The organism is Litoreibacter janthinus, from assembly GCF_900111945.1.
Taxonomy (GTDB): domain Bacteria; phylum Pseudomonadota; class Alphaproteobacteria; order Rhodobacterales; family Rhodobacteraceae; genus Litoreibacter; species Litoreibacter janthinus.
Genome location: NZ_FOYO01000001.1, coordinates 964,313 through 984,015, shown reverse-complemented (window position 1 = coordinate 984,015; position 19,703 = coordinate 964,313). Strand labels below are relative to the sequence as shown.

Annotated in this window: 21 protein-coding genes; 9 read left to right on the top strand and 12 right to left on the bottom strand. The window is 56.5% G+C overall.

Annotation, left to right across the window (positions count from 1 at the left end):
* Positions 1-48: 48 nt before the first annotated feature.
* Positions 49-1,533 (bottom strand): D-alanyl-D-alanine carboxypeptidase/D-alanyl-D-alanine endopeptidase, encoded by a 1,485-nt coding sequence (dacB, locus tag BM352_RS04955; RefSeq protein WP_090213269.1) that lies wholly within the window; start codon positions 1,531-1,533, stop codon positions 49-51.
* Between the two features lie 65 nt (positions 1,534-1,598).
* Between dacB and BM352_RS04950 the strand changes: the two genes are divergently transcribed.
* The gene (locus BM352_RS04950) at positions 1,599-2,459 is read left to right on the top strand and encodes a DMT family transporter (protein WP_090213267.1); all 861 of its coding nucleotides are present in this window, start codon (positions 1,599-1,601) and stop codon (positions 2,457-2,459) included.
* Here BM352_RS04950 and BM352_RS04945 read toward each other — a convergent pair.
* The gene (locus BM352_RS04945; RefSeq protein ID WP_090213264.1) at positions 2,428-3,033 is read right to left on the bottom strand and encodes a nicotinate-nucleotide adenylyltransferase; all 606 of its coding nucleotides are present in this window, start codon (positions 3,031-3,033) and stop codon (positions 2,428-2,430) included. The genes BM352_RS04950 and BM352_RS04945 overlap by 32 nt on opposite strands.
* Before the next feature lie 63 nt (positions 3,034-3,096).
* The gene (mgrA, locus tag BM352_RS04940) at positions 3,097-4,164 is read right to left on the bottom strand and encodes an L-glyceraldehyde 3-phosphate reductase (RefSeq protein ID WP_090213261.1); all 1,068 of its coding nucleotides are present in this window, start codon (positions 4,162-4,164) and stop codon (positions 3,097-3,099) included.
* 118 nt (positions 4,165-4,282) lie between these two features.
* Between mgrA and ettA the strand changes: the two genes are divergently transcribed.
* From ettA to BM352_RS04925, 3 genes are all read left to right on the top strand, one after another.
* On the top strand, positions 4,283-5,938 hold the full coding sequence (gene ettA, locus BM352_RS04935) for an energy-dependent translational throttle protein EttA (protein ID WP_090213259.1): 1,656 nt from the start codon (positions 4,283-4,285) through the stop codon (positions 5,936-5,938).
* A 6-nt stretch (positions 5,939-5,944) separates the two neighbouring features.
* Positions 5,945-6,571 (top strand): hypothetical protein, encoded by a 627-nt coding sequence (locus BM352_RS04930; RefSeq protein WP_139229786.1) that lies wholly within the window; start codon positions 5,945-5,947, stop codon positions 6,569-6,571.
* Between the two features lie 355 nt (positions 6,572-6,926).
* The gene (locus BM352_RS04925) at positions 6,927-7,160 is read left to right on the top strand and encodes a hypothetical protein (protein ID WP_090213255.1); all 234 of its coding nucleotides are present in this window, start codon (positions 6,927-6,929) and stop codon (positions 7,158-7,160) included.
* Between the two features lie 164 nt (positions 7,161-7,324).
* Here the strand turns inward: BM352_RS04925 and BM352_RS04920 are convergent, their stop codons facing one another.
* Positions 7,325-7,507 carry a hypothetical protein gene (locus BM352_RS04920; RefSeq protein ID WP_090213252.1) on the bottom strand — a complete coding sequence of 61 codons (183 nt, stop codon included), beginning with the start codon at positions 7,505-7,507 and terminating at the stop codon, positions 7,325-7,327.
* Positions 7,508-7,954: 447 nt separating this feature from the next.
* Here BM352_RS04920 and BM352_RS04915 point away from each other — a divergent pair, with 447 nt between their 5' ends.
* Both BM352_RS04915 and BM352_RS04910 read left to right on the top strand, forming a co-directional pair.
* Positions 7,955-8,185 (top strand): HP1242/YdcH family protein, encoded by a 231-nt coding sequence (locus BM352_RS04915; protein ID WP_090213249.1) that lies wholly within the window; start codon positions 7,955-7,957, stop codon positions 8,183-8,185.
* 167 nt (positions 8,186-8,352) lie between these two features.
* Complete coding sequence (locus BM352_RS04910) at positions 8,353-8,559, top strand: cold-shock protein (protein WP_021101227.1); 207 nt, start codon at positions 8,353-8,355, stop codon at positions 8,557-8,559.
* Positions 8,560-8,624: 65 nt separating this feature from the next.
* On the opposite strand, the gene BM352_RS04905 is transcribed toward BM352_RS04910, so the two are convergent.
* Entirely contained in the window at positions 8,625-9,140 is a 516-nt protein-coding gene (locus BM352_RS04905; RefSeq protein ID WP_090213246.1) for a PhnA domain-containing protein, read from the bottom strand.
* A gap of 117 nt (positions 9,141-9,257) precedes the next feature.
* Between BM352_RS04905 and BM352_RS04900 the strand changes: the two genes are divergently transcribed.
* Positions 9,258-10,424 carry a geranylgeranyl reductase family protein gene (locus BM352_RS04900; RefSeq protein ID WP_090213243.1) on the top strand — a complete coding sequence of 389 codons (1,167 nt, stop codon included), beginning with the start codon at positions 9,258-9,260 and terminating at the stop codon, positions 10,422-10,424.
* Here the strand turns inward: BM352_RS04900 and BM352_RS04895 are convergent.
* A complete protein-coding gene (locus tag BM352_RS04895; protein WP_090219862.1) occupies positions 10,421-10,624 on the bottom strand; it encodes a dodecin family protein in 204 nt (67 codons plus the stop codon). The two genes, BM352_RS04900 and BM352_RS04895, sit on opposite strands and share 4 nt — an antisense overlap.
* A 95-nt stretch (positions 10,625-10,719) precedes the next feature.
* Here BM352_RS04895 and BM352_RS04890 point away from each other — a divergent pair, with 95 nt between their 5' ends.
* Positions 10,720-11,286: a gamma-glutamylcyclotransferase family protein gene (locus BM352_RS04890; RefSeq protein ID WP_090213240.1), complete on the top strand. Its 567-nt coding sequence runs from the start codon at positions 10,720-10,722 to the stop codon at positions 11,284-11,286.
* A 6-nt stretch (positions 11,287-11,292) separates the two neighbouring features.
* Here BM352_RS04890 and glpK read toward each other — a convergent pair whose 3' ends face one another.
* Complete coding sequence (glpK, locus tag BM352_RS04885; RefSeq protein WP_090213237.1) at positions 11,293-12,777, bottom strand: glycerol kinase GlpK; 1,485 nt, start codon at positions 12,775-12,777, stop codon at positions 11,293-11,295.
* The gene (glpD, locus tag BM352_RS04880) at positions 12,774-14,357 is read right to left on the bottom strand and encodes a glycerol-3-phosphate dehydrogenase (RefSeq protein WP_090213231.1); all 1,584 of its coding nucleotides are present in this window, start codon (positions 14,355-14,357) and stop codon (positions 12,774-12,776) included. Before glpD ends, glpK begins: the two co-directional genes overlap by 4 nt.
* Before the next feature lie 93 nt (positions 14,358-14,450).
* Between glpD and BM352_RS04875 the strand changes: the two genes are divergently transcribed.
* On the top strand, positions 14,451-15,209 hold the full coding sequence (locus tag BM352_RS04875) for a DeoR/GlpR family DNA-binding transcription regulator (protein WP_090213228.1): 759 nt from the start codon (positions 14,451-14,453) through the stop codon (positions 15,207-15,209).
* Between the two features lie 10 nt (positions 15,210-15,219).
* On the opposite strand, the gene BM352_RS04870 is transcribed toward BM352_RS04875, so the two are convergent.
* The 4 genes from BM352_RS04870 to BM352_RS04855 all read right to left on the bottom strand — a co-directional run bounded on the left by BM352_RS04870 (position 15,220) and on the right by BM352_RS04855 (position 19,635).
* Positions 15,220-16,050: an NAD-dependent epimerase/dehydratase family protein gene (locus BM352_RS04870; RefSeq protein ID WP_090213225.1), complete on the bottom strand. Its 831-nt coding sequence runs from the start codon at positions 16,048-16,050 to the stop codon at positions 15,220-15,222.
* A gap of 31 nt (positions 16,051-16,081) precedes the next feature.
* Positions 16,082-17,485 carry an L-serine ammonia-lyase gene (locus tag BM352_RS04865; protein ID WP_090213222.1) on the bottom strand — a complete coding sequence of 468 codons (1,404 nt, stop codon included), beginning with the start codon at positions 17,483-17,485 and terminating at the stop codon, positions 16,082-16,084.
* An 81-nt stretch (positions 17,486-17,566) separates the two neighbouring features.
* Positions 17,567-18,832: an ABC transporter permease gene (locus BM352_RS04860; RefSeq protein ID WP_090213219.1), complete on the bottom strand. Its 1,266-nt coding sequence runs from the start codon at positions 18,830-18,832 to the stop codon at positions 17,567-17,569.
* Positions 18,829-19,635: a taurine ABC transporter ATP-binding protein gene (locus BM352_RS04855; protein WP_090213217.1), complete on the bottom strand. Its 807-nt coding sequence runs from the start codon at positions 19,633-19,635 to the stop codon at positions 18,829-18,831. Before BM352_RS04855 ends, BM352_RS04860 begins: the two co-directional genes overlap by 4 nt.
* Positions 19,636-19,703: the final 68 nt, after the last annotated feature.

Sequence of the window (19,703 nt, the reverse complement as noted above, 5' to 3'; positions counted from 1 at the left end):
TCCGAAACAGTGAACTCTGGCGACTACGGAGGCGCGGCGTTATTCGCCCTAAGCGCCATGCATGACGGCCCATCGGTTGATCAGCTGCGATTGCAGTTTCTTCGCCCGACCGTTCCAAGAACGTCCACCGCGCGGAGATTCTCTCTCGGATTTTTTTAGGGCATTGCGGCGGGGGACATCAGACATGAAAATCGCAAAAGCCAAGTCGCGCCCGTCTGGTGTGCGGATATAGCCAGCCAATGCGCTTACGAAATTTAGCGTCCCCGTCTTTGCAACGACCTTGATGGGGCTGTTTTCGATGACCTTGTTGTCACCGCCACGAATTGGAATCGACTTCAAGATCGCGCGCAAAGGCCCATTTGCGCCTGCTCCGACCAATGCCGTGACCATTTCTCTCGCACTGATTTTCGACGCATCCCCAAGTCCGGAATGATCCACGAATTTCGCTTTCTTGACGCCGTATTCCGACCGCAACCAATCGCTCATCGTTCGCGCTGATGCTCGAAGACTGCTGGCACGGCTCGCCTGCAGTCCCAGAACCTCCGCTGTTAGGTTCGTCGAGAACCGCAGCATATCGCGGGCGATCAGGCGCAATTCGGGACTTATGTGTTCCACAAGCACCTGACCGCGCGGCGCGGTGCTGGCTTTCACGGGAAACGGCAACTTGATGCCATGGGATCGGGCTACGGTCTGTAACACATCACCAGCGTAGATTTCCGGCCGCCGCACAGGAAGCCAACGTCCGCCGCCTTTACCAAGCGCCTTGCTGGCCACGCTCCAATTATCGCGCCCGCCTTGGCCAGAATACTTGAATATAGGCAGTGCCCTTGATGCCACCGTCGTTTTAGCAAACCCGACACCAGGCCGAATTTTATTTGATCGCGCATCCATAGAGACAGCATAACCGCCACCCGTGCGTTTCCATTCAAGGTAGACTCGGTTGAAATTCAAATTCAGGCCGGCAATCGCGGGATTGTACCCCACATGCTCCGGCTGGTCTGCATCGATCTCGTCGATGACCGTCATCCCGCCGTATACACGGAGTTTCCCCTGCACGGATCGGACGCCTGCGGTCTTCAGGCGGCCTGCCATCTCAAACAGATCGTCCGTACTCAGCGTCGGATCGCCGCCCCCTTTCAGAACTAAATCCCCTGCCAAAGCCCCATTTTGAACGGGGCCCGTCGCAAGAAGCTGGGTTTTGAACCGCTTGCCCGCACCCAATCGGTCGAGTGCGAAAAGAGTCGTGATGGCTTTCGCAACGCTCGCGGGCGGTTGTGCGACCAGCGGATTGTGCGCCTCCAGAACTTGCCCCGTACGCGCATCTGCCACCACAAAGCTGACCTTGCCGCCGAGCTTTGCTTCCGACACCAAGGAATCGGCACCTCGGACCACGCGTTTCGGCGCGTCAGCGGGCTTGCGCAGTGGACGCAGCGATGCTGAGGGCGCGTTCGCCAAGGCGATGTCCGCAACACCGAACATCAAAAAACCCAGAACGGCGCGTCGACCAAATCTCGTGATTGCAGCTTTCTTCATAGCAAAAGTATTCGCTCAAGCCGATGGCAGTGGCAAGCGCTCTTGCGCCCTGCTACGAAAACCGGATGGAGCGTTCAATTCTCTTTGCTGTCGTTATGATGTCGTTTGGAATGCTGCTGATCCCGCTTGGGGATTCTGCGGGAAAACTGATGTCGCAACACGACGTCTCACCCATGTTTGTGACGTGGACGCGCTATCTAATCGGCCTTCTGATCCTGCTTCCTTTCTCCTTCAACAAGAACGCTTTGAGATTACTTCTGAATTGGCGCATCTGGCTAAGAGGGCTAATTCAGGTGGTCACAATTCTTTCAATCTTAACGGCTCTCAAGACCGAACCCATCGCAAATGCATATGGCGCGTTTTTCCTTGGACCTATGGTGAGTTACGTCCTGTCGGTATGGCTGCTGCGCGAACAGGGCAACTTAGGCCGGATTATTCTACTCGCTATCGGACTTGGGGGCGTCTTTCTGGTAGTCAAACCCGGCTTCGGCATGACCCCCGGACTAGCGTTCGCTGCGTTGGCGGGGCTCTGCTACGGAATGTTCCTCACCGCATCCCGTTGGGTAGCGCCCTTGGGCCGACCTGTTCACGTTTTGCTGTCTCAACTCGTGGTGGGCACAATACTCATGACCCCGTTCGGCCTTTCCAACATTCCCGTCCTTTCGCTCGACATCACTGGTTTGGTCTTGTGGTCTGCGATCGCCTCCATGTGCGGCAATCTTTTATTGGTGCTCGCCTACGCCCGTGCCGGAGCCTCGGTACTGGCGCCGTTTGTCTACATGCAGCTAATCGGGGCCACAGCTTATGGGTGGATGTTCTTCGGAGATTGGCCGGATACGATTGCGGGCTTGGGACTTGTAGTGATCTTCCTGTCGGGTTTTGCGACGCTGTTTCTTAGGAAGCGTCCCATGCCCCAGCTGCTCTGATCGCGCTGGAGGATGCGTGGCTCAACGGCAGGTTGATATAACACCACCTTGGCGCCACACCCTGCGGCAAAAGATGGGACGCCTCGCCTGGGACTCGAGAGCTTTCATAGCGACGGGCAGCGACTGATCGACGTGCAGAGATCCTGTCACCCGGGCGAGCAAGGACGCCTACAGGGACATTCTCCATGATCCATTCCCAGTCCTGCCACCTGTGAAACCCCGCAAGATTGTCCGCGCCCATGAGCCAGACAAACCGCACGCCGTGGTAACCTGCCATTATCTTTCGCAGCGTTTGTGCCGTGTATCGGGTACCAAGCTGGGCCTCTAGGTCCGTCACCTGAACTCTTGGATGCTTCATCACGCGCTGAGCGCGTCCAAGCCTTGTTTCCATCGGCGCTGGACCGCGGTCTTTCAGAGGGTTGCCCGGTGAAACGAGCCACCAAACGCGGTTCAGCCCAAATCGCTTCATTGCCTCGCGCGTGATGTGGGCATGCCCCTCATGGGCCGGATCAAAAGATCCGCCAAGTAACCCGATCACCTCACCCGGGTATGCCAATGGAAATCCGTGTCGCATTTACTGGCGTAGACCTTCAATTCGCATCTCTGTCAAACAGGCGGCCCCGCTTCGCGGCGCAGGTCAATCCGTCTCGGACGATTTTGCCCAAAGATTGATGTCTTCTTCTGCGCTGATGCGATCAATCTCGGACAACTCATCTGCAGAAAATTCAAGATTTGCAACTGCACCTACACAGTCTTCAATCTGGCTCGGCTTAGACGCCCCAATCAACGCGGTCGTCACACGCCCTTCGCGTAGAACCCAAGCCAACGCCATTTGCGCCAAAGTCTGTCCGCGCGCCTCCGCCAGATCATTCAACGCACGCACGCTTGCCAGTGACCTCTCGTTGATCATGCCCTCCAGCAGAGACTTGCCCTGCGTGGCACGGCTTCCTTCAGGAATACCGCCAAGGTACTTCTTGGTTAAAATGCCCTGCGCCAGCGGCGTGAATGCGATCGACCCTACCCCCAATTCGGCCAGAGTATCCAGCAAGCCGTCATGCTCAACCCAGCGATTGAGCAGGTTGTAAGACGGTTGATGAATCAGCATCGGCGTACCAAGGCCCTTGAGAATCGCCACAGCTTCCCGCGTCCGCTGGGAATTGTAGGACGATATGCCAGCATACAGCGCCCGCCCTGACCTCACGATGTAATCCAAAGCGCCGATCGTCTCTTCCAGCGGCGTATCTGGGTCGAAGCGGTGCGAATAAAAGATATCGACGTAATCCAGTCCCAGCCGTTTCAGTGACTGGTCGCAGGACGCCACCATATATTTGCGCGACCCCATCTCTCCATAAGGGCCCGGCCACATCAAATAGCCAGCTTTACTGGAGATGATCATCTCGTCGCGATACCCCATGAAATCTGTCCGTAAGATTTCGCCAAAGGCGCTTTCTGCCGAGCCGGGGGGCGGGCCATAGTTGTTCGCTAGATCGAAATGCGTGATGCCGTGATCAAACGCAGTCTGGCACATCGCCCTTTTATTCTCGTGTGGGCTGTCGCCGCCGAAATTGTGCCACAAGCCAAGGCTGATCGCGGGCAAGCGAACGCCGGACGTCCCGCAGCGCCGGTACACCATTTGGTCATAACGGTCCTGAGCGGGGCGATAGGGAACGGAAGGCGGGTTCGGGGGGCGCACTGGTTTTGTCATGTAGGGCAATCTGCGCCGAGACGCTAGGCAGGTCAAATGAAAGTGCGCCGATTGCTCTTGCCCGCCAGCCCGACTAAACAAGGCAAAATCAGTCCCATTCCTATCCGGAGCAGAACCCATGGCAGCCAATCAATTCGTCTACTTCATGGACGGCGTCTCCAAGCAGTATCCTGGCGGTAAGAAGGTGTTTGAGAACATTCGTCTCAACTTCCTGCCTGGTGTGAAAATCGGCGTTGTCGGCGTCAACGGCACCGGTAAATCGTCGTTGATGCGCATCATGGCCGGTCAGGATAAGGACTTCACCGGGGAAGCATGGGCCGCAGAAGGAGCCAAGGTCGGCTACCTGCCGCAGGAACCCACGCTTGAGGAAAACATGACCGTTCGTGACAACGTCATGCTTGGGGTGAAAGAAAAGAAAGACATTCTCGACCGCTACAACGAATTGGCGATGAACTATTCGGACGAGACAGCCGAGGAGATGGCGAAGCTGCAAGACGAAATCGACGCCCAGAACCTGTGGGACCTTGACGCGCAAATCGACATCGCCATGGAAGCCCTGCGCTGCCCGCCCGATGACGCCATGCCCGAGAACCTGTCGGGCGGCGAACGTCGCCGCGTGGCACTCTGCAAGCTGCTGCTCGAAGCGCCCGACATGCTCCTTCTCGACGAACCGACCAACCACCTCGATGCGGAAACCATCGCATGGCTGCAAAAGCACCTAATCGAGTACAAAGGCACCATCCTGATCGTCACCCACGACCGCTATTTCCTCGACGACATCACTGGCTGGATTCTGGAGCTCGACCGTGGTGCCGGCATCCCCTACGAGGGCAATTACTCCGCGTGGCTGGAGCAGAAAGCCAAGCGGCTGGAGCGTGAAGCCAAAGAGGACAAATCCAAGCAAAAGACGCTGCAACGCGAACTTGAATGGATGCGCTCCGGCGCGAAAGCCCGCCAGGCCAAAGGCAAGGCGCGTTTGAATGCCTATAACGAGATGGCCAACCAATCCGAGAAGGAAAAAGTCGGCCGCGCTCAGATCATCATTCCCAACGGGCCGCGGTTGGGCTCCAAAGTGATCGAGGTCGAGAACCTCACCAAAGCCTACGGCGACAAGCTGTTGGTCGAAAACCTCAGCTTCTCCCTGCCGCCCGGTGGCATCGTCGGCGTGATCGGCCCCAACGGTGCGGGTAAATCGACGCTGTTCCGTATGCTCACCGGTCAAGAGGAACCTGACTCGGGCACCGTCAGCTATGGCGATACGGTGGACCTCAGCTATGTCGACCAGTCCCGCGACGCGCTCAATGGCGACGCCAATGTCTGGGAAGAAATCTCAGGTGGGGCCGAGATCATCCAGCTGGGCGACGCCCAGATGAACTCCCGCGCCTATTGCTCGTCCTTCAACTTCAAGGGCGGCGATCAGCAAAAGAAGGTCGGCACCTTGTCGGGCGGGGAACGCAACCGTGTGCACATGGCGAAACTCCTCAAATCCGGCGGTAACGTGTTGCTGCTCGATGAACCTACGAACGACCTAGACGTGGAAACGTTAAGGGCGCTTGAAGATGCCATCGAAGATTTCGCCGGTTGCGCCGTCGTCATCTCCCACGACCGCTTCTTCCTCGACCGCCTCTGCACCCACATCCTCGCCTTCGAGGGCGAGGCCCATGTGGAATGGTTCGAGGGCAACTTCGAGGCCTACGAAGAAGACAAAATCCGCCGCCTTGGACCGGATGCCGTGGAGCCAAAGCGGGTGAAGTATAAGAAGTTTACGAGGTAACTAGGCTTGAGAGAGCCAACCCTACCAAAGGTAACAGGTGAGCTTTTGACAGGCTGGCAACCATGGCGCTTTGCCGGTGCCGCATTGAACCGGCTGTCGTCGAAGGAATTCGAAGCTGACGACCATTTTTGGCCAGTCTATTATTATGCTGCTCTAAATTTTCTCGTCTCAATAGAAGAGACCTTGAAGCATGCTGACATGCAAACCCATCGCGAAAATATGGCAATATTCAAGGACCTCATTGCGCACTTCAAAGAGCTTAGAGCCTCATCCAAGTCTCGCATCGGACTGAACGTTTACATTGATTTTGTTGTCAAAGAACGGAACACTTTTCATCACCAATCGAAGAGCCAAACAAAAGAAGTTGAGACTTCTACGCTTCTATTCCTTTGGGATGGGGATAGAGATCAAATTTGGCGTGGGAAGTCTCTGAATTATCATCCTGAAGGGGATTGCCCGCTTCGACTATGCGGCCTCGCGTTTGATTGGTTTGAAGAAATTCTCAGGGTCACAGATCAAGCAGTATTTGAACAAGTTCAAGAAAATCCGTTTGTCGACAGCAAGCTGTGGGGAAGCCTCCAAGAGAGAAGCTTTAATAGGATCATAACAACGCGCTTAGATTACAACTTTTGATCGTACACTTGACTAAGAAAACTGACACAAGACTAGCCAACAATCCCTCACTCCCCCTCCCCCGCCTCAATATCATCCGGCACTGAGTTATCCCGACCCATCATCTCTCGCACATAATCCAGCGCCTAGGTCGCCAAAATCCGGTTGATCTGCGCCTGATGAGGCTTCCCCCGACACATGTCGTGTTCTCAATGCTCAGTGCCACAAGCGCCTGCGGCCTTACCCAGCCTGTCGGATAATTGTCACAAAGCCTTAAAGATTGTGCAAAATTGCTTAAATATTGACACCCTTTGGGTAACACTATTTTCAAGAAAGCGCGGCAAAACGCGTTCAGGACAGTAAACAGGAATTGCGCATGGCATTTGCAGCGATACTTCTTGGCTCCGGCGTGGGTCTTTTGAGCTTCGGCGCTGCGTGGTTGTTTTACGACTATTCCCTACCAACATCCTTCGGGGTTTACCTCCTTACGAGCGTCGTGTTTGCAGTGCTGATCGCGATCTTGAAGTCCGTTCTCTGCGTTACACATTCGACCGCGTCAGACCTCGAAGACATGCCACATGCGCAAGATCTTCAGAACTCGGATGCCTAGTTGCGCTAACGGCCCCTGCCAGGTTTCTTAAACCTCCAGTTCTTTGCACTTCCAGACACGAAAAGATCGCCCAAGCGAACTTGAGCGATCTTTGTCTAACAGCCTGTTCTTCAGACCGTTTTCGGAGCGCGGAACGGTGTAGCGAGGAGCGCCCCTACCGCTTTTTAAGCGGCAAACATGATGTGCATCGGGTTCTGACCACGGCGAGACGAAAACATGATCCGGTCGGCCTCACTTTCGACGCTCGGGAAGAGGGCGATACGGTCCGACCCAGACTTTCGGATCTGGAGGGCACGCAGTGCGATTTTGCGGCCGTTGCGAGCTTTTTCGGTGAGGGATACGGTCATGGCAGTCTCCTAAAATTATCTTGCGTGAATGGAAGAACTGATTACCCAACAATGAAACGAATAAGGCGACTTTCGGACAAGTAAGTTTCCCCTTACCGCACAGAAAAGACACAATAATATCCGAAATTTTGCACATCCTCGACACGGTAGTGACGCCATTAATTTGCATTCCGCCCGAATGCGGCACTCGTAAGGCAAATAGCCAGATGCTCTCGCAAAAAATAATCTACAAAAAGTTAATCGATCTCGCCCTCGGAGCACCGTTTCGTCATTTTTCGAACCAGAATCAGATCAGTGCGCCCCTAATTTGGCGATTTGAACACATTCCAAGCGGGCGCTCGCCCGGCTCCAATTCTGCACAGCCATCCCTCCCCGTTTGACCCACATCAATGCCATCAGAAGCGTTCTGCGCGAACGTGGTGCGAAACTACAGTAAGGGAGTCACACATGTCTCACACGCCACACGAACTCGCCGAGGAATTTCCGGACAAGATCGAGCAAATGCACACGCTCAAGGAAGACAATGCGCATTTCCGGAAGCTGTTCGACGAATATCACGAGGTAAACCGCGCGGTGCATCGGGCTGAAACCAATGTTGAGCCCACGGATCAGGCCCATGAAGCCACCCTGCGCAAGCAGCGGATGATGCTTAAGGACCAGATCGCCGCAATGCTCTAACACGGAAAAGTCTTTACTTGTGGGTCGAACCCTGTCAAACGCGCCATGCAACGTTTGCCTCTTTCGACCCACTGTCTTCCCTAATACGGCCGCCAGTCTATCGTTACAGACCAATCGCGCCGAGCTGCCGCAATCGTGCGGGCAGCACTCTTATAAGGAATGACACGATGGCTAATGGCACCGTGAAATGGTTCAACTCTACTAAAGGCTTCGGCTTTATCGCTCCAGAAGGCGGCTCCAAGGACGTGTTCGTACACATCTCCGCTCTGGAACGCTCCGGTCTGTCCACACTGGACGACAACCAAGCTGTCACTTTTGACGTTGAAGCTGGCCGTGACGGCCGCGAAAGCGCAGTGAACATCGCTCTGGCCTAAGCCTGAGCATCAAAGATTTCGAAGGGCGCGCGAGAGATATCTTGCGCGCCCTTTCTCTTTGGCGGCTATTTCTTCTTCACAAACTCGGTCAGGATTACGATGCGCTGCCCCTCGATCCGACCTTCGATCTGACCTGCATTGTCTGACACCAGCGAAATCCCACGTACCGCTGTGCCGCGCTTGGCAGTGAAGCCACCTCCTTTGACCGGCAAATCCTTGATGAGCACAACCGTGTCCCCTGCGGCCAGCAGGGTGCCATTCGCGTCACGATGCTCAAGCGGCACATCATCAGCCCATGCGGCGAGATCATCTTCGAGATAAACCATGTCGAGCGTTTCAGTCGCCCAAGCCGCATCAAGTTTCCGAAGCTGCCGCACCGCCCGCACCTGCACCGCAGGGACCTCGGACCAAACCGCGCCCTGCAAGCAGCGCCAGTGTCCGTCATTGGCTTCCCCAGACGCGCAGACAGTGCACAGGGCTACCACATCCTCACGCGGGGTGATCGCGATTGCATCCGACGCCTCGGCCCCACAAAGCTCACAGGCCCCGTCGCATCGCGCCATAATGTTTTCAGGTATCATTGGTGTTCCCTTTCCAGTTGCCGCTCGACTTATCGTGGTTGTTGCTTGAACACCATTGCCCCACAGAGCCGCAGGTTGCGCATTGGCAGTGCTCCATCAATCCCCTAAAAGCGCCCCATGTCAGATTTCGATCTAATCATCGTGGGTTCAGGCCCTGCAGGCTCCGCCGCTGCGGTGACCGCAGCGAAGGCTGGACTGTCGGTTGCCCTGATCGACAAAGCGGCCTTCCCCCGCGACAAGTTGTGTGGCGGGCTTTTCACCGGCCGCAGCGAGAAAGCGATGCGCGCCATCTTTGGGCGTGAGGTCAATGACGAGCTATTCGTGACGTCCAACCATATGCGCTTTCTTGCTAAGGGCCGCGTGCTGGCGGACATACCGAATGCGCCACCTGTTCATCTCACGATGCGCCGCGACTTCGATGCGATGCTGCACGCGGAAGCGCTGAAAGCGGGCGCGGTGCCTTATCTTGGCACTCCGATCACTGAACTAGGCAACAACACTTTGTTGCTCCGTGACGGTTCTAAGCTCGGCTTCAAGGCGATGATTGGCGCAGATGGCGTAAACTCTTTCGTAGCGCGATCGCTGTTTGGTCGACCTTTCGATCCGGAAACAATTGGCTTCGGTCTCGAAATTGAAACGCCGCTGACAGCAAGCCGCGACTCCGCTGTTGAAGTCGACTTCGATGCCGCCAGCTGGGGCTATGGTTGGGCATTCCCGAAACGCAAAACGGTGACTGTGGGCGTTGGGGGTATCAACTCCCGCAATGTCGACATGAAAGCCAACATGGCCGCTTACGTCTCTCAGACAGGCAGCGATCCGAGCCTGCGTTACAAAGGGCAGTATCTCCCCTTCGGAGACTATAAAAAACATCCCGGCCGAGAGCATATTTTGCTTGCTGGCGACGCCGCTGGATTAGTGGATCCAATTACAGGTGAAGGCATCGCACTTGCAATGGAAAGTGGGCACCACGCAGCTTGCGCCGTCATCGAAGCCCTTGCTGCCGATCAACCGCAAACGGCTTTGCCGCGCTACCTCAAGCTGGTGAAGCCTATTCACAGATCGCTGGACCAAGCAAAGATGTGGCGAATGATCATGTTTCCCAAGGCCACCGAGGGCTACTTCAAGAAGGCGTTTGAGCGGGGAAGCTCCCTACAAATGAAGTATCTCGAACTTCTGGCGGGAGAGGCGGAATACGCCGACCTGCGCGGCGCGCTACTGCGGCGTATTCCAAAACTTGGCTGGCGGCTGATAAAACACCGCCTAGGCTTTAGAGGCCCGACTTAGTCTTCCAATACGAAGGTGACTTTCAGGATCACGCGATATTCGCTGATCTTGCCATTCCGGACTGTGCATTTCTGGTCTTGAACCCAAGCGCCCTCAACGTTCTTCAACGTTTTGGCGGCGCGCTCGACACCGCTTTCAATGGCGTCTTCGAAGCTCTTTGTAGACGAGGCGATGATTTCCGTAACGCGTGCAACTGACATTTTGATCTCTCCAATTTTGGTAAAGAGGTCCACGCTACGCGTTTCGCCCGATAACACAACTTGTGCCTGCGGGGAAAATCCGCTCACATCTTGCAATGCAAAACCCGTTCTTCTTCGGCTACGGGTCGTTGGTGAATGCCGCGACCCACTCCTATCCGTCTACTTTCCCTGCGACGCTGCATGGTTGGCGACGTGTTTGGAAGCATACCTCACTGCGCGAACTGGCCTTTCTAAGTGTGATGCCGGTCCAAGGTCACCAGATCGACGGCCTTATCGCAGAGGTGCCCAATTCCGACTGGTCCGCTCTGGATGTGAGAGAAGCGGGGTATTTCAGAATCCCCGTCGAAGACGCTGAGGTCACGCACCAAGCGGGACGCGTGGACCTTCAAATGTATCAAACCGATCCCGAGCACGAGGTCGGCGCATCGGCTCAACACCCGATTTTATTAAGCTACGTTGATGTCGTCGTTCAGGGCTTTTTCAACACCTTTGGCGAGGACGGAGTAACCCGCTTTTTCGAAACGACCGATGGATGGGAGGCACCTATTCTAAACGACCGTTCAAATCCGCTCTATCCACGCAGCCAAACACTGACCTTGGCCGAAACGTCATTGGTCGATAGCCACCTTGACGAACGCAATGCGAGGATCGTTTCGAGTTAGAGCGATCTAAACGGACATAGTTGCCGCGACTGCTTTTTTCCAGCCTGTGTATTTCCGGTCGCGCGTTTCGCCATCCATGACAGGCTCGAAACGACGCTCCAACGCCCAGTTCTTGGAAAATCCGTCCATGTCGGGATAAAGGCCTGCCCGCGCACCTGCGAGCCAAGCCGCGCCAAGTGCTGTCGTCTCCAGCACTTCGGGGCGATCTACCTGAGCGCCGATAATGTCACTCAGAAATTGCATCGCCCAGTCGCTGGCTGTCATCCCGCCATCAACACGCAATACATCTTCGCCATCGGCATCCCAGTCGGCCTTCATCGCCTCAAGAAGGTCCCGCGTTTGGTAGCCCACGCTTTCCAACGCGGCCCGTGCGAGTTCCTCGCGGCCTGATCCCCGCGTCAGCCCGAAAATCGCTCCCCGGCAATCCGCATCCCAATACGGCGCGCCAAGACCGGTGAACGCGGGCACAAGGATAACGTCCTGCTCGTCATCCGCGCCTTCCGCCAGGGGCTGCGTTTCCTTTGCGTCACGGATGATCTGGATGCCGTCGCGAAGCCACTGCACCACGGCACCTGCAATGAAGATCGACCCTTCGAGCGCATAGGTCGGCTTTCCATCGAACTGGTAGGCGATCGTCGTGAGCATCCGGTTTTTGGAGGCGACCGGCGTATCGCCGGTGTTTAGCAACGCAAAGCAACCCGTGCCATAGGTCGACTTCATCATCCCCGGCTTAAAGCAGGCCTGGCCCACAGTGGCCGCCTGCTGGTCACCCGCCACACCAAGAATAGGAAGCTCTTTGCCGAACAGGTCCGCCCTGCACATGCCGAAATCGGCGGCGCAGTCTTTGACCTCCGGTAGCATCTGCATCGGAATTCCGAGCAACTCACAGATTGCGGTGCTCCACCGCCCTTGCCTGATGTCGTACAACAAGGTGCGCGCCGCATTTGTGGCATCGGTCACGTGTTCCGCGCCGCCTGTCATCTTCCAGATCAAAAAGCTGTCGACTGTCCCGAACAGCAGGTCACCTGCTTCTGCGCGGTCGCGAGCACCTTCGACGTTCTCCAAAATCCAGCGCAACTTCGTGCCAGAGAAATAGGGATCCAACAAAAGCCCTGTGCGAATGGAGAACATCTCTTCATGTCCTGCGTCGCGGAGTTCGCGGCAATAGGCGGAGGTCCGGCGGTCCTGCCAGACGATCGCGTTGTGGACTGGTTCGCCTGTAGACTTGTCCCAGACCAATGTGGTTTCGCGCTGGTTCGTAATTCCGATGCCCGCAATGTCCTCTGCTGTGATTCCCGCCCGTTCAATCGCCGATCGACATGTCCCAGCAGTCGTTGACCACAGGTCGGCAGGGTCATGTTCCACCCAACCAGAATGCGGGAAATGCTGCTCAAACTCTTCCTGCGCGGAAGCGACGATCTTCATGTCTTTGTCGAAGATGATCGCTCTGCTCGAGGTGGTCCCCTGATCTATTGCCAGAATGTGTTTCATTCGTCCTCCCCCCGCGTGCCACGTTCCTGCTGCATCCATTCGTCAAGCAGACTGATCTGGGCCTCGCTCATGCGCAACCCTAGTTTCGATCGGCGCCAAACCACGTCTTCTGCGCGGCGCGCATACTCGGACGTCATCAACCATCGCACTTCCCGCTCTGTCAGGTTCGCACCAAAATGCCGGCCCAAATCTGAAGGGGCCGCAGCATCGCCTAACACAACGTGCGCATCAGTGCCGTAGGCGCGAACAAGCCGCTTGGCCCAAGCATCATCTAGGAAAGGGTAGTCGACAATCAGTCCATCGATGACGCCCTGCACATCATCCACGCTGAAATCGCCACCGGGCATCGGCACGCCCGACGTCCATTTGCCCTGCTCGTTACCCAACAGTGGTCCAATTTTCTCCAACGCATTTTCAGCGAGTTTCCGATAGGTCGTGATTTTTCCGCCGAAGACGTTCAGCAAAGGTGCGCCGTTGTCATCAAGGCTCAGCACGTAGTCGCGAGTTGCAGCAGTCGCTGATTTTGCGCCGTCATCATAAAGCGGGCGCACGCCCGAGTAGGTCCATACGACGTCCTCTACACTGATGTCATATTTGAAGTAGCCATTGGCAAACGCAATTAGGTAGTCACGCTCTGCATCGGTGCAAACGGGTCGCACCGATGGGTCAGAATGCTCCGCATCTGTGGTCCCGATCAACGTGAAGTCTGTCTCATAGGGAATTGCGAAGATGATCCGGCCGTCTTCTCCTTGAAAAAAATATGCTTTGTCATGAGTGAACAGCCGTTTCGTCACGATGTGGCTACCCCGCACAAGCCTGACCCCCTCGGTCGAGTTGATCCGCGCGACGTTGCGGATCACATCTTCGACCCATGGCCCCCCCGCATTGACCAGCATTTTTGCGCGTCGCACCGAAGTGCTTCCCGTCTCCACATCCAGCAAATGGATCGTCCAATGATTGCCAGTGCGCTCCGCGGTTGTCACTTTGGTGCGAACGTGGATTTCTGCTCCGCGCGCCTGCGCGTCGCGGGCGTTCAGGATCACAAGCCGCGCATCCTCAATCCAGCAGTCCGAATACTCGTAAGCGAAGGTAAAACGGTCCTCGATCCCCTCGCCGACTTCGTCTTTTGTCAGATCTACACTTCGTGTTCCGGGCAAAATCTCGCGCCCGCCCAAATTGTCATACAAAAACAATCCCAGCCGGATCAGCCACGCCGGACGTCGCCCTTTCATCCACGGCATCACCACGCTCAGCAGTTTGGATGTCGGCGTTTCACTCTCGAAGCGCATGTCTTTGTGGTAGGGCAGCACGAACCGCATCGGCCAACTGATATGAGGCATTGCCTTCAAAAGGGTCTCCCGTTCGATCAATGCCTTGCGCACAAGCCCGATCTCAAAGAATTCGAGATACCGCAACCCGCCGTGGAAGAGCTTGGTTGATGCACTAGATGTCGCCCATCCCAGGTCATTCATCTCTGCCAGAGAAACCGAAATACCGCGCCCCGCAGCATCCCGCGCGATGCCAACCCCGTTAATCCCGCCACCAATGATGAATAGGTCAACTATATCGTCCTGCGCCATGACGACGACTCCCTTTGGCTTCGCCCCTCTAATCACAAGTTTACTTTCGTTTCGTCAAGGTTTACTTTCGTTTTGTCGATACTGGAGCAGTTCATGGCCGAAAACTTCCGGCAATCTGAAATACTGGACATCGCCCGCCGAAAAGGGCGCGTGAGCGTTGAAAAACTGGCTCAGCGTTTTCAGACCACCCCTCAGACGATCCGCAAAGATCTGACTGATTTGTCCGACAGCGGACACCTCAAGCGAGTCCACGGCGGCGCCATTTTGCCGGAACGTGCCTCCGTCATCGGCTATCAGGAACGCCAGAAGCTCAACCATCCTGCAAAAGCCCGCATTGCGCAGATCTGTGCTTCCGACATTCCAGAAGGCGCGTGCGTGTTTCTCAACATCGGCACGACAACTGAAGCCGTGGCCCGTGCATTACTGCACCACGAAAACCTTATGGTCGTGACCAACAATCTGAACATCGCCAATATTCTGTCGGCCAACCCACATATCGATGTGATGTTGGCTGGAGGCACGCTACGGCGCTCTGATGGAGGGCTGGTTGGAGCCATGACAACCAAACTGATCGAACAGTTCAAGTTCGACTATGCGGTGATCGGTTGCTCTGCGTTGGACGGTGACGGAGACATTCTCGACTTCGACATTCAGGAGGTAGATGTAAGCCAGACGATCATCGCCCGATCCCGCCAAACCTTTCTTGTATCAGATGCATCCAAGTTCGAACGCACCGCCCCTGTCAAAATTGCGTCACTGAAAGAAGTCCACTCGTTCTACACTGATGCGCCACTGCCCAACGAGCTCGATGCGCTTTGCACTCAATGGGGAACAGAGCTGTGTTTGGCCTAGCTCTCCCAACTTAGTCGTCGTCAGGGATACCCATAAGCGCCATCGGGCTGACACCCAGCTTGGCGGATGCGAATGGCCCGCCGTGGCAAGTTAGACCCAAGTCGTTCAAGTCCGCGGGGCCAGTCTCTGCCAAGATGGCTTCGGCATATTCCTCGCCGTTGTCATTCGGGCTATAGCCAAGATGCGACGCGGAAGAGTTGTCGACCGGGCTACGGTCGTTGTTCGACACGCCATAGATAACCGTGAAGCCAACAACCGGCGTATCAATTGCGCGGGTCACCACCTGCGTAAGGTCATCAAAGCTCAACCACGTCCCCAAAGCGCGCGCATTACCGGGCCGCGGGATGGCCGATAGGATTCTGATATGGACGGACTCGATCCCTTCCTTCTCCCAATACATGCGGCCCAGGTCCTCGCTGAAACACTTTGCAAGGCCGTAATAGGTGTCGGGGCGATGCGGCATGTCGGGGGTGATGGCGACGGTTTTCGGATACATGCCCATCGCATGGATGGAGGACGCATACACGACACGGCGGACGCCGTGCTCTTTCGCCGCCTGCCAAATATTGTAGGAGCCGACGAAGTTGGGGCCCCACAAGTCCTCGAACGGAAGCTCGTCCACGATCGCACCAAAATGTACCACCATGTCCGCGCCCTCAAGCAAGGGACGGATTTGCGCCATGTCGGCAAGATCGGCCTGCACAAACGTCTCGTTGACGGCTAATTCGCCAACGCTCGGCGCGATATCCGTAGACAGCAGCTCGTCACACATCGCGGCCAAAGGGCCACGAAGGACTTTTCCAAGATTGCCAGCAGCGCCCGTCAATACGATCTTTTTCAAAGCATGATCTCCCAAAGTTGTCAGGCAGACATCAACACTCTGGAATGTTGACCGCAAGCCCCCCTTGCGAGGTTTCTTTGTATTTCGAACTCATGTCGATGCCGGTTTGGCGCATGGCTTCGATGCAGTTGTCCAGAGGCATGAAATGCGTCCCGTCCCCGCGCAGCGCCAAAGACGCAGCCGAAACAGCCTTGATAGCACCCAACCCGTTGCGCTCGATGCACGGCACTTGGACCAGTCCAGCGACCGGATCGCAGGTCATGCCCAGATGATGCTCCAGCGCAATCTCGGCGGCATTCTCGACCTGCTCATTGCTGCCGCCCAAAGCCGCACACAGCCCCGCCGCCGCCATGGACGACGCCGAGCCGACTTCCCCCTGACACCCGACCTCAGCCCCCGAAATCGAGGCATTATGCTTGATCAACCCGCCAATCGCCGCTGCCGTCAGCAGGAACTTGCGCTGCCCCTCTTCGGTGGCCCCTATGCAATGCTCGCGGTAGTAGCGCAGCACCGATGGCAGCACCCCCGCCGCCCCGTTGGTGGGCGAGGTCACGACCTTGCCCCCTGCCGCGTTCTCCTCGTTCACGGCCATCGCGTAGACGCTCATCCAGTCGTTGATCGTGTGCGGCTGGCTGCGGTTCATCCCCTGCTCCGCCAGCAACTGGTCATGGATACGCTTGGCACGCCGTTTCACGTTCAGCCCGCCCGGCAAAATCCCGTCCATCCGCAACCCGCGATCAACACAATCAAACATCGCGTCGCGGATCACCGTCAGGTTCCGGTCCAACTCCGCGCGCGAAAGATTGGCCAACTCGTTGGCCTCCTTCATCTGCGCGATGGTTTTGCCATGGGCCTTGCCCATCGCCAGCATCTCAGCGGCCGAGCCAAACGGATACGGAAACCCCGCTTGTTCCTTCTGCACATGCAGGTCTGGCTCCTCTCCGGCAAGTTCCGCCTCGGTCATCACAAAGCCGCCGCCGACGGAATAATACGTCTCCTGCATATACAGGTTTCCGGTCGTATCCCACGCTTTCAGGATCATGCCATTGGCATGGCCCGGCAAGATCACATCATAGTCGAAAACCACGTCCTTCGCCGGATTGAGCGACAGCGCAGGCAACCCCACTGGCCGCACAACCTTCTCCACCGCCAGCGTGTCGATCAGTTCGTCCACGGCATCTGGATCCATCGTCGCGGGCAAATACCCCATCAGCCCAAGCATCACCGCGCGGTCTGTCGCGTGGCCCTTGCCGGTAAACGCCAGAGAGCCATGCAGCGACGCCGATACGCCCGCTAACTCCCCCGCGCCGGGTTCTTTTTCACGCCCGCCACGCAGGTCGTCCAGAAACCGCCCCGCAGCCGTCATCGGCCCCATCGTATGAGAGGAAGACGGGCCGATGCCCACTTTAAATATGTCGAAGATACTTAGAAACATGTGCGCATTTACGGCCCAAACGTAAACCGCCGCCTATCGGAACAAGACAGGCGGCGGCAAATTCGCGACATTTGTCAGAGTTTAGCTCCGCCCCTTCCAAGGCACCAAAATCCGCTCCGCCCAGCGCATCAGCACGTCGATGCTGAAGCCAATGACGCCGATCAGGATGATGCCCATCAACACGATGTCGGTGTTCTGGAACTTTGACGCTACCATGATCATCATACCCGCTCCCTTCTCGGCAGCCACAAGTTCGGCGGCCACAACCGTGCCCCAACAAACCCCCATCGCTACGCGCGCTCCGGTGAAGATTTCCGGCAAGCTGTTCGGGATGATGACGTAGCGCATGATCTGCCATTTGGACGCGCCTAGTGAGTAGGCTGCATGAACCTTGGTGATGTTCACACCAGACACACCAGAGCGCGCGGCAATTGCCATGATCCAAAGCGCCGCAAGGAACAGCAGCACGATCTTACCAACCTCCCCGATTCCGGCCCAGATGATGACCAGCGGGATTAGCGCCAAGGGCGGCACGGGGCGCATGAATTCGACTACCGGATCAAACCATCCGCGGAACCAGTTTGACAGGCCCATGGCATAACCCAGCGGGATGCCCACGGCGGCGCCGATCAGGAAGCCCACGATCACGCGGAACAGCGAATAGCCAAGGTGTTCCCAGAGCGTCGAGTTCCGGAAGCCAGTGTTCGAAATCTCGACCAATCGGCTCGCCACTTTTTCAGGGGGCGGCAAGTACAGCGGCTGCATTTGCCAGCCGGTTTTTGGCTCGATATTCAGCGTGCCCTTTGGCGTCATGGCTACGCGGGCAAAGTCGGTCATAACTTCCCCTCCCGGCGCGATCGGCTTGCCATTCACGGCCACGATTTGCGCACCGTCATCACGGCCAAGCTCGTCGTTGCTATCCACGCGCAGCAAATTGGAGCGGTACTTCACAATCGAGATCGCGTCGTTCTTGGCAAACCCGTCCCCCGGCGCAACCTCAGGAACGGTGGAGTCACCATCTGCCTCATGTACATTTACCGTGACCGTCGCATCATCTTTCTGCCCGTTGGCGTCCACTGTGTAGGTAAACTCGCCCAAACCTGTATAAGCCGCCGGCGCATGCAGGAAGGAAGGGATCAGACTTGAGCCCGTGAACGCCCCCCACAGCAGAAAGATCGTGGCAATGGAAATGATAGAAGCCGCCCGATTAGGTCGAACCGCGCTTTCATCTCCGAATGTAACCGTTTTCAGCGAGGTGTAGTCTTTGGGCTGCGCGGATGCGGTGATGTACTTTACCGCAAAGAAACCGCCGATGAAGATGGCAACGTAGATTGCAAGGATAGTCATGCGCTTTCCTCCGTGCGGCCCATAATCTCCTCTTCCATGTCCCAGATCATGGCGAGGATTTCCTCACGGGTCTTGGCATAGTCAGGGTGCTTCTTCACCTCCCGCAGGTCTTGGTCGACGCCAAGATCGGCAAACGGCAAACGGTATTCCTTGTGGATGCGGCCAGGACGTGGCGCCATAACCAACAGACGTTCGCCCAGAAGCAACGCTTCCTCGACCGAGTGAGTGATCAGGATGATCGTCTTGCCTGTCTCTTTCCAAAGCTTCAGCACAAGGCTTTGCATTTTCTCGCGGGTCAGCGCATCAAGCGCGCCAAGTGGTTCATCCATCAAGATCACGTCCGGGTCGTTGGCAAGGCAGCGGGCAAGCGCCACACGCTGCTGCATCCCGCCGGACAACTCGTAGATGGCTTTCTCTTTGAAATCCTGAAGGCCGACAACATCTAACAAATGGTCAACATTCGCGCCGTACTGGGATTCCTTCTCGCCCTTCATCCGTGGTCCGAAGGCGACGTTCTCGCGAACGCTCATCCATTCAAACAAGGCACCTTGCTGGAACACCATGCCGCGTTCGGCATCTGGCCCGTGCACCGTGTGCCCGTTCATCGCGATGCGCCCCTCAGTTGGGGCGAGGAAACCCGCAACAATGTTCAGCAATGTAGTCTTCCCGCAGCCTGAAGGCCCTAGAACGCTCATCAACTCACCCGGTTTCAGGTCAAGCGTGACGTCCTTCAACGCCTGCACCGATCCGCCATTCGGCAGATCGAAGCGCATGGAAATATTCTCGATTGTTAGGCCCGACATGGCTGCCCCACTCCTTGTTTATTCGGATTCGGAAGTGAAAAGGGTGGCGCGGAAATCCCGCGCCACCC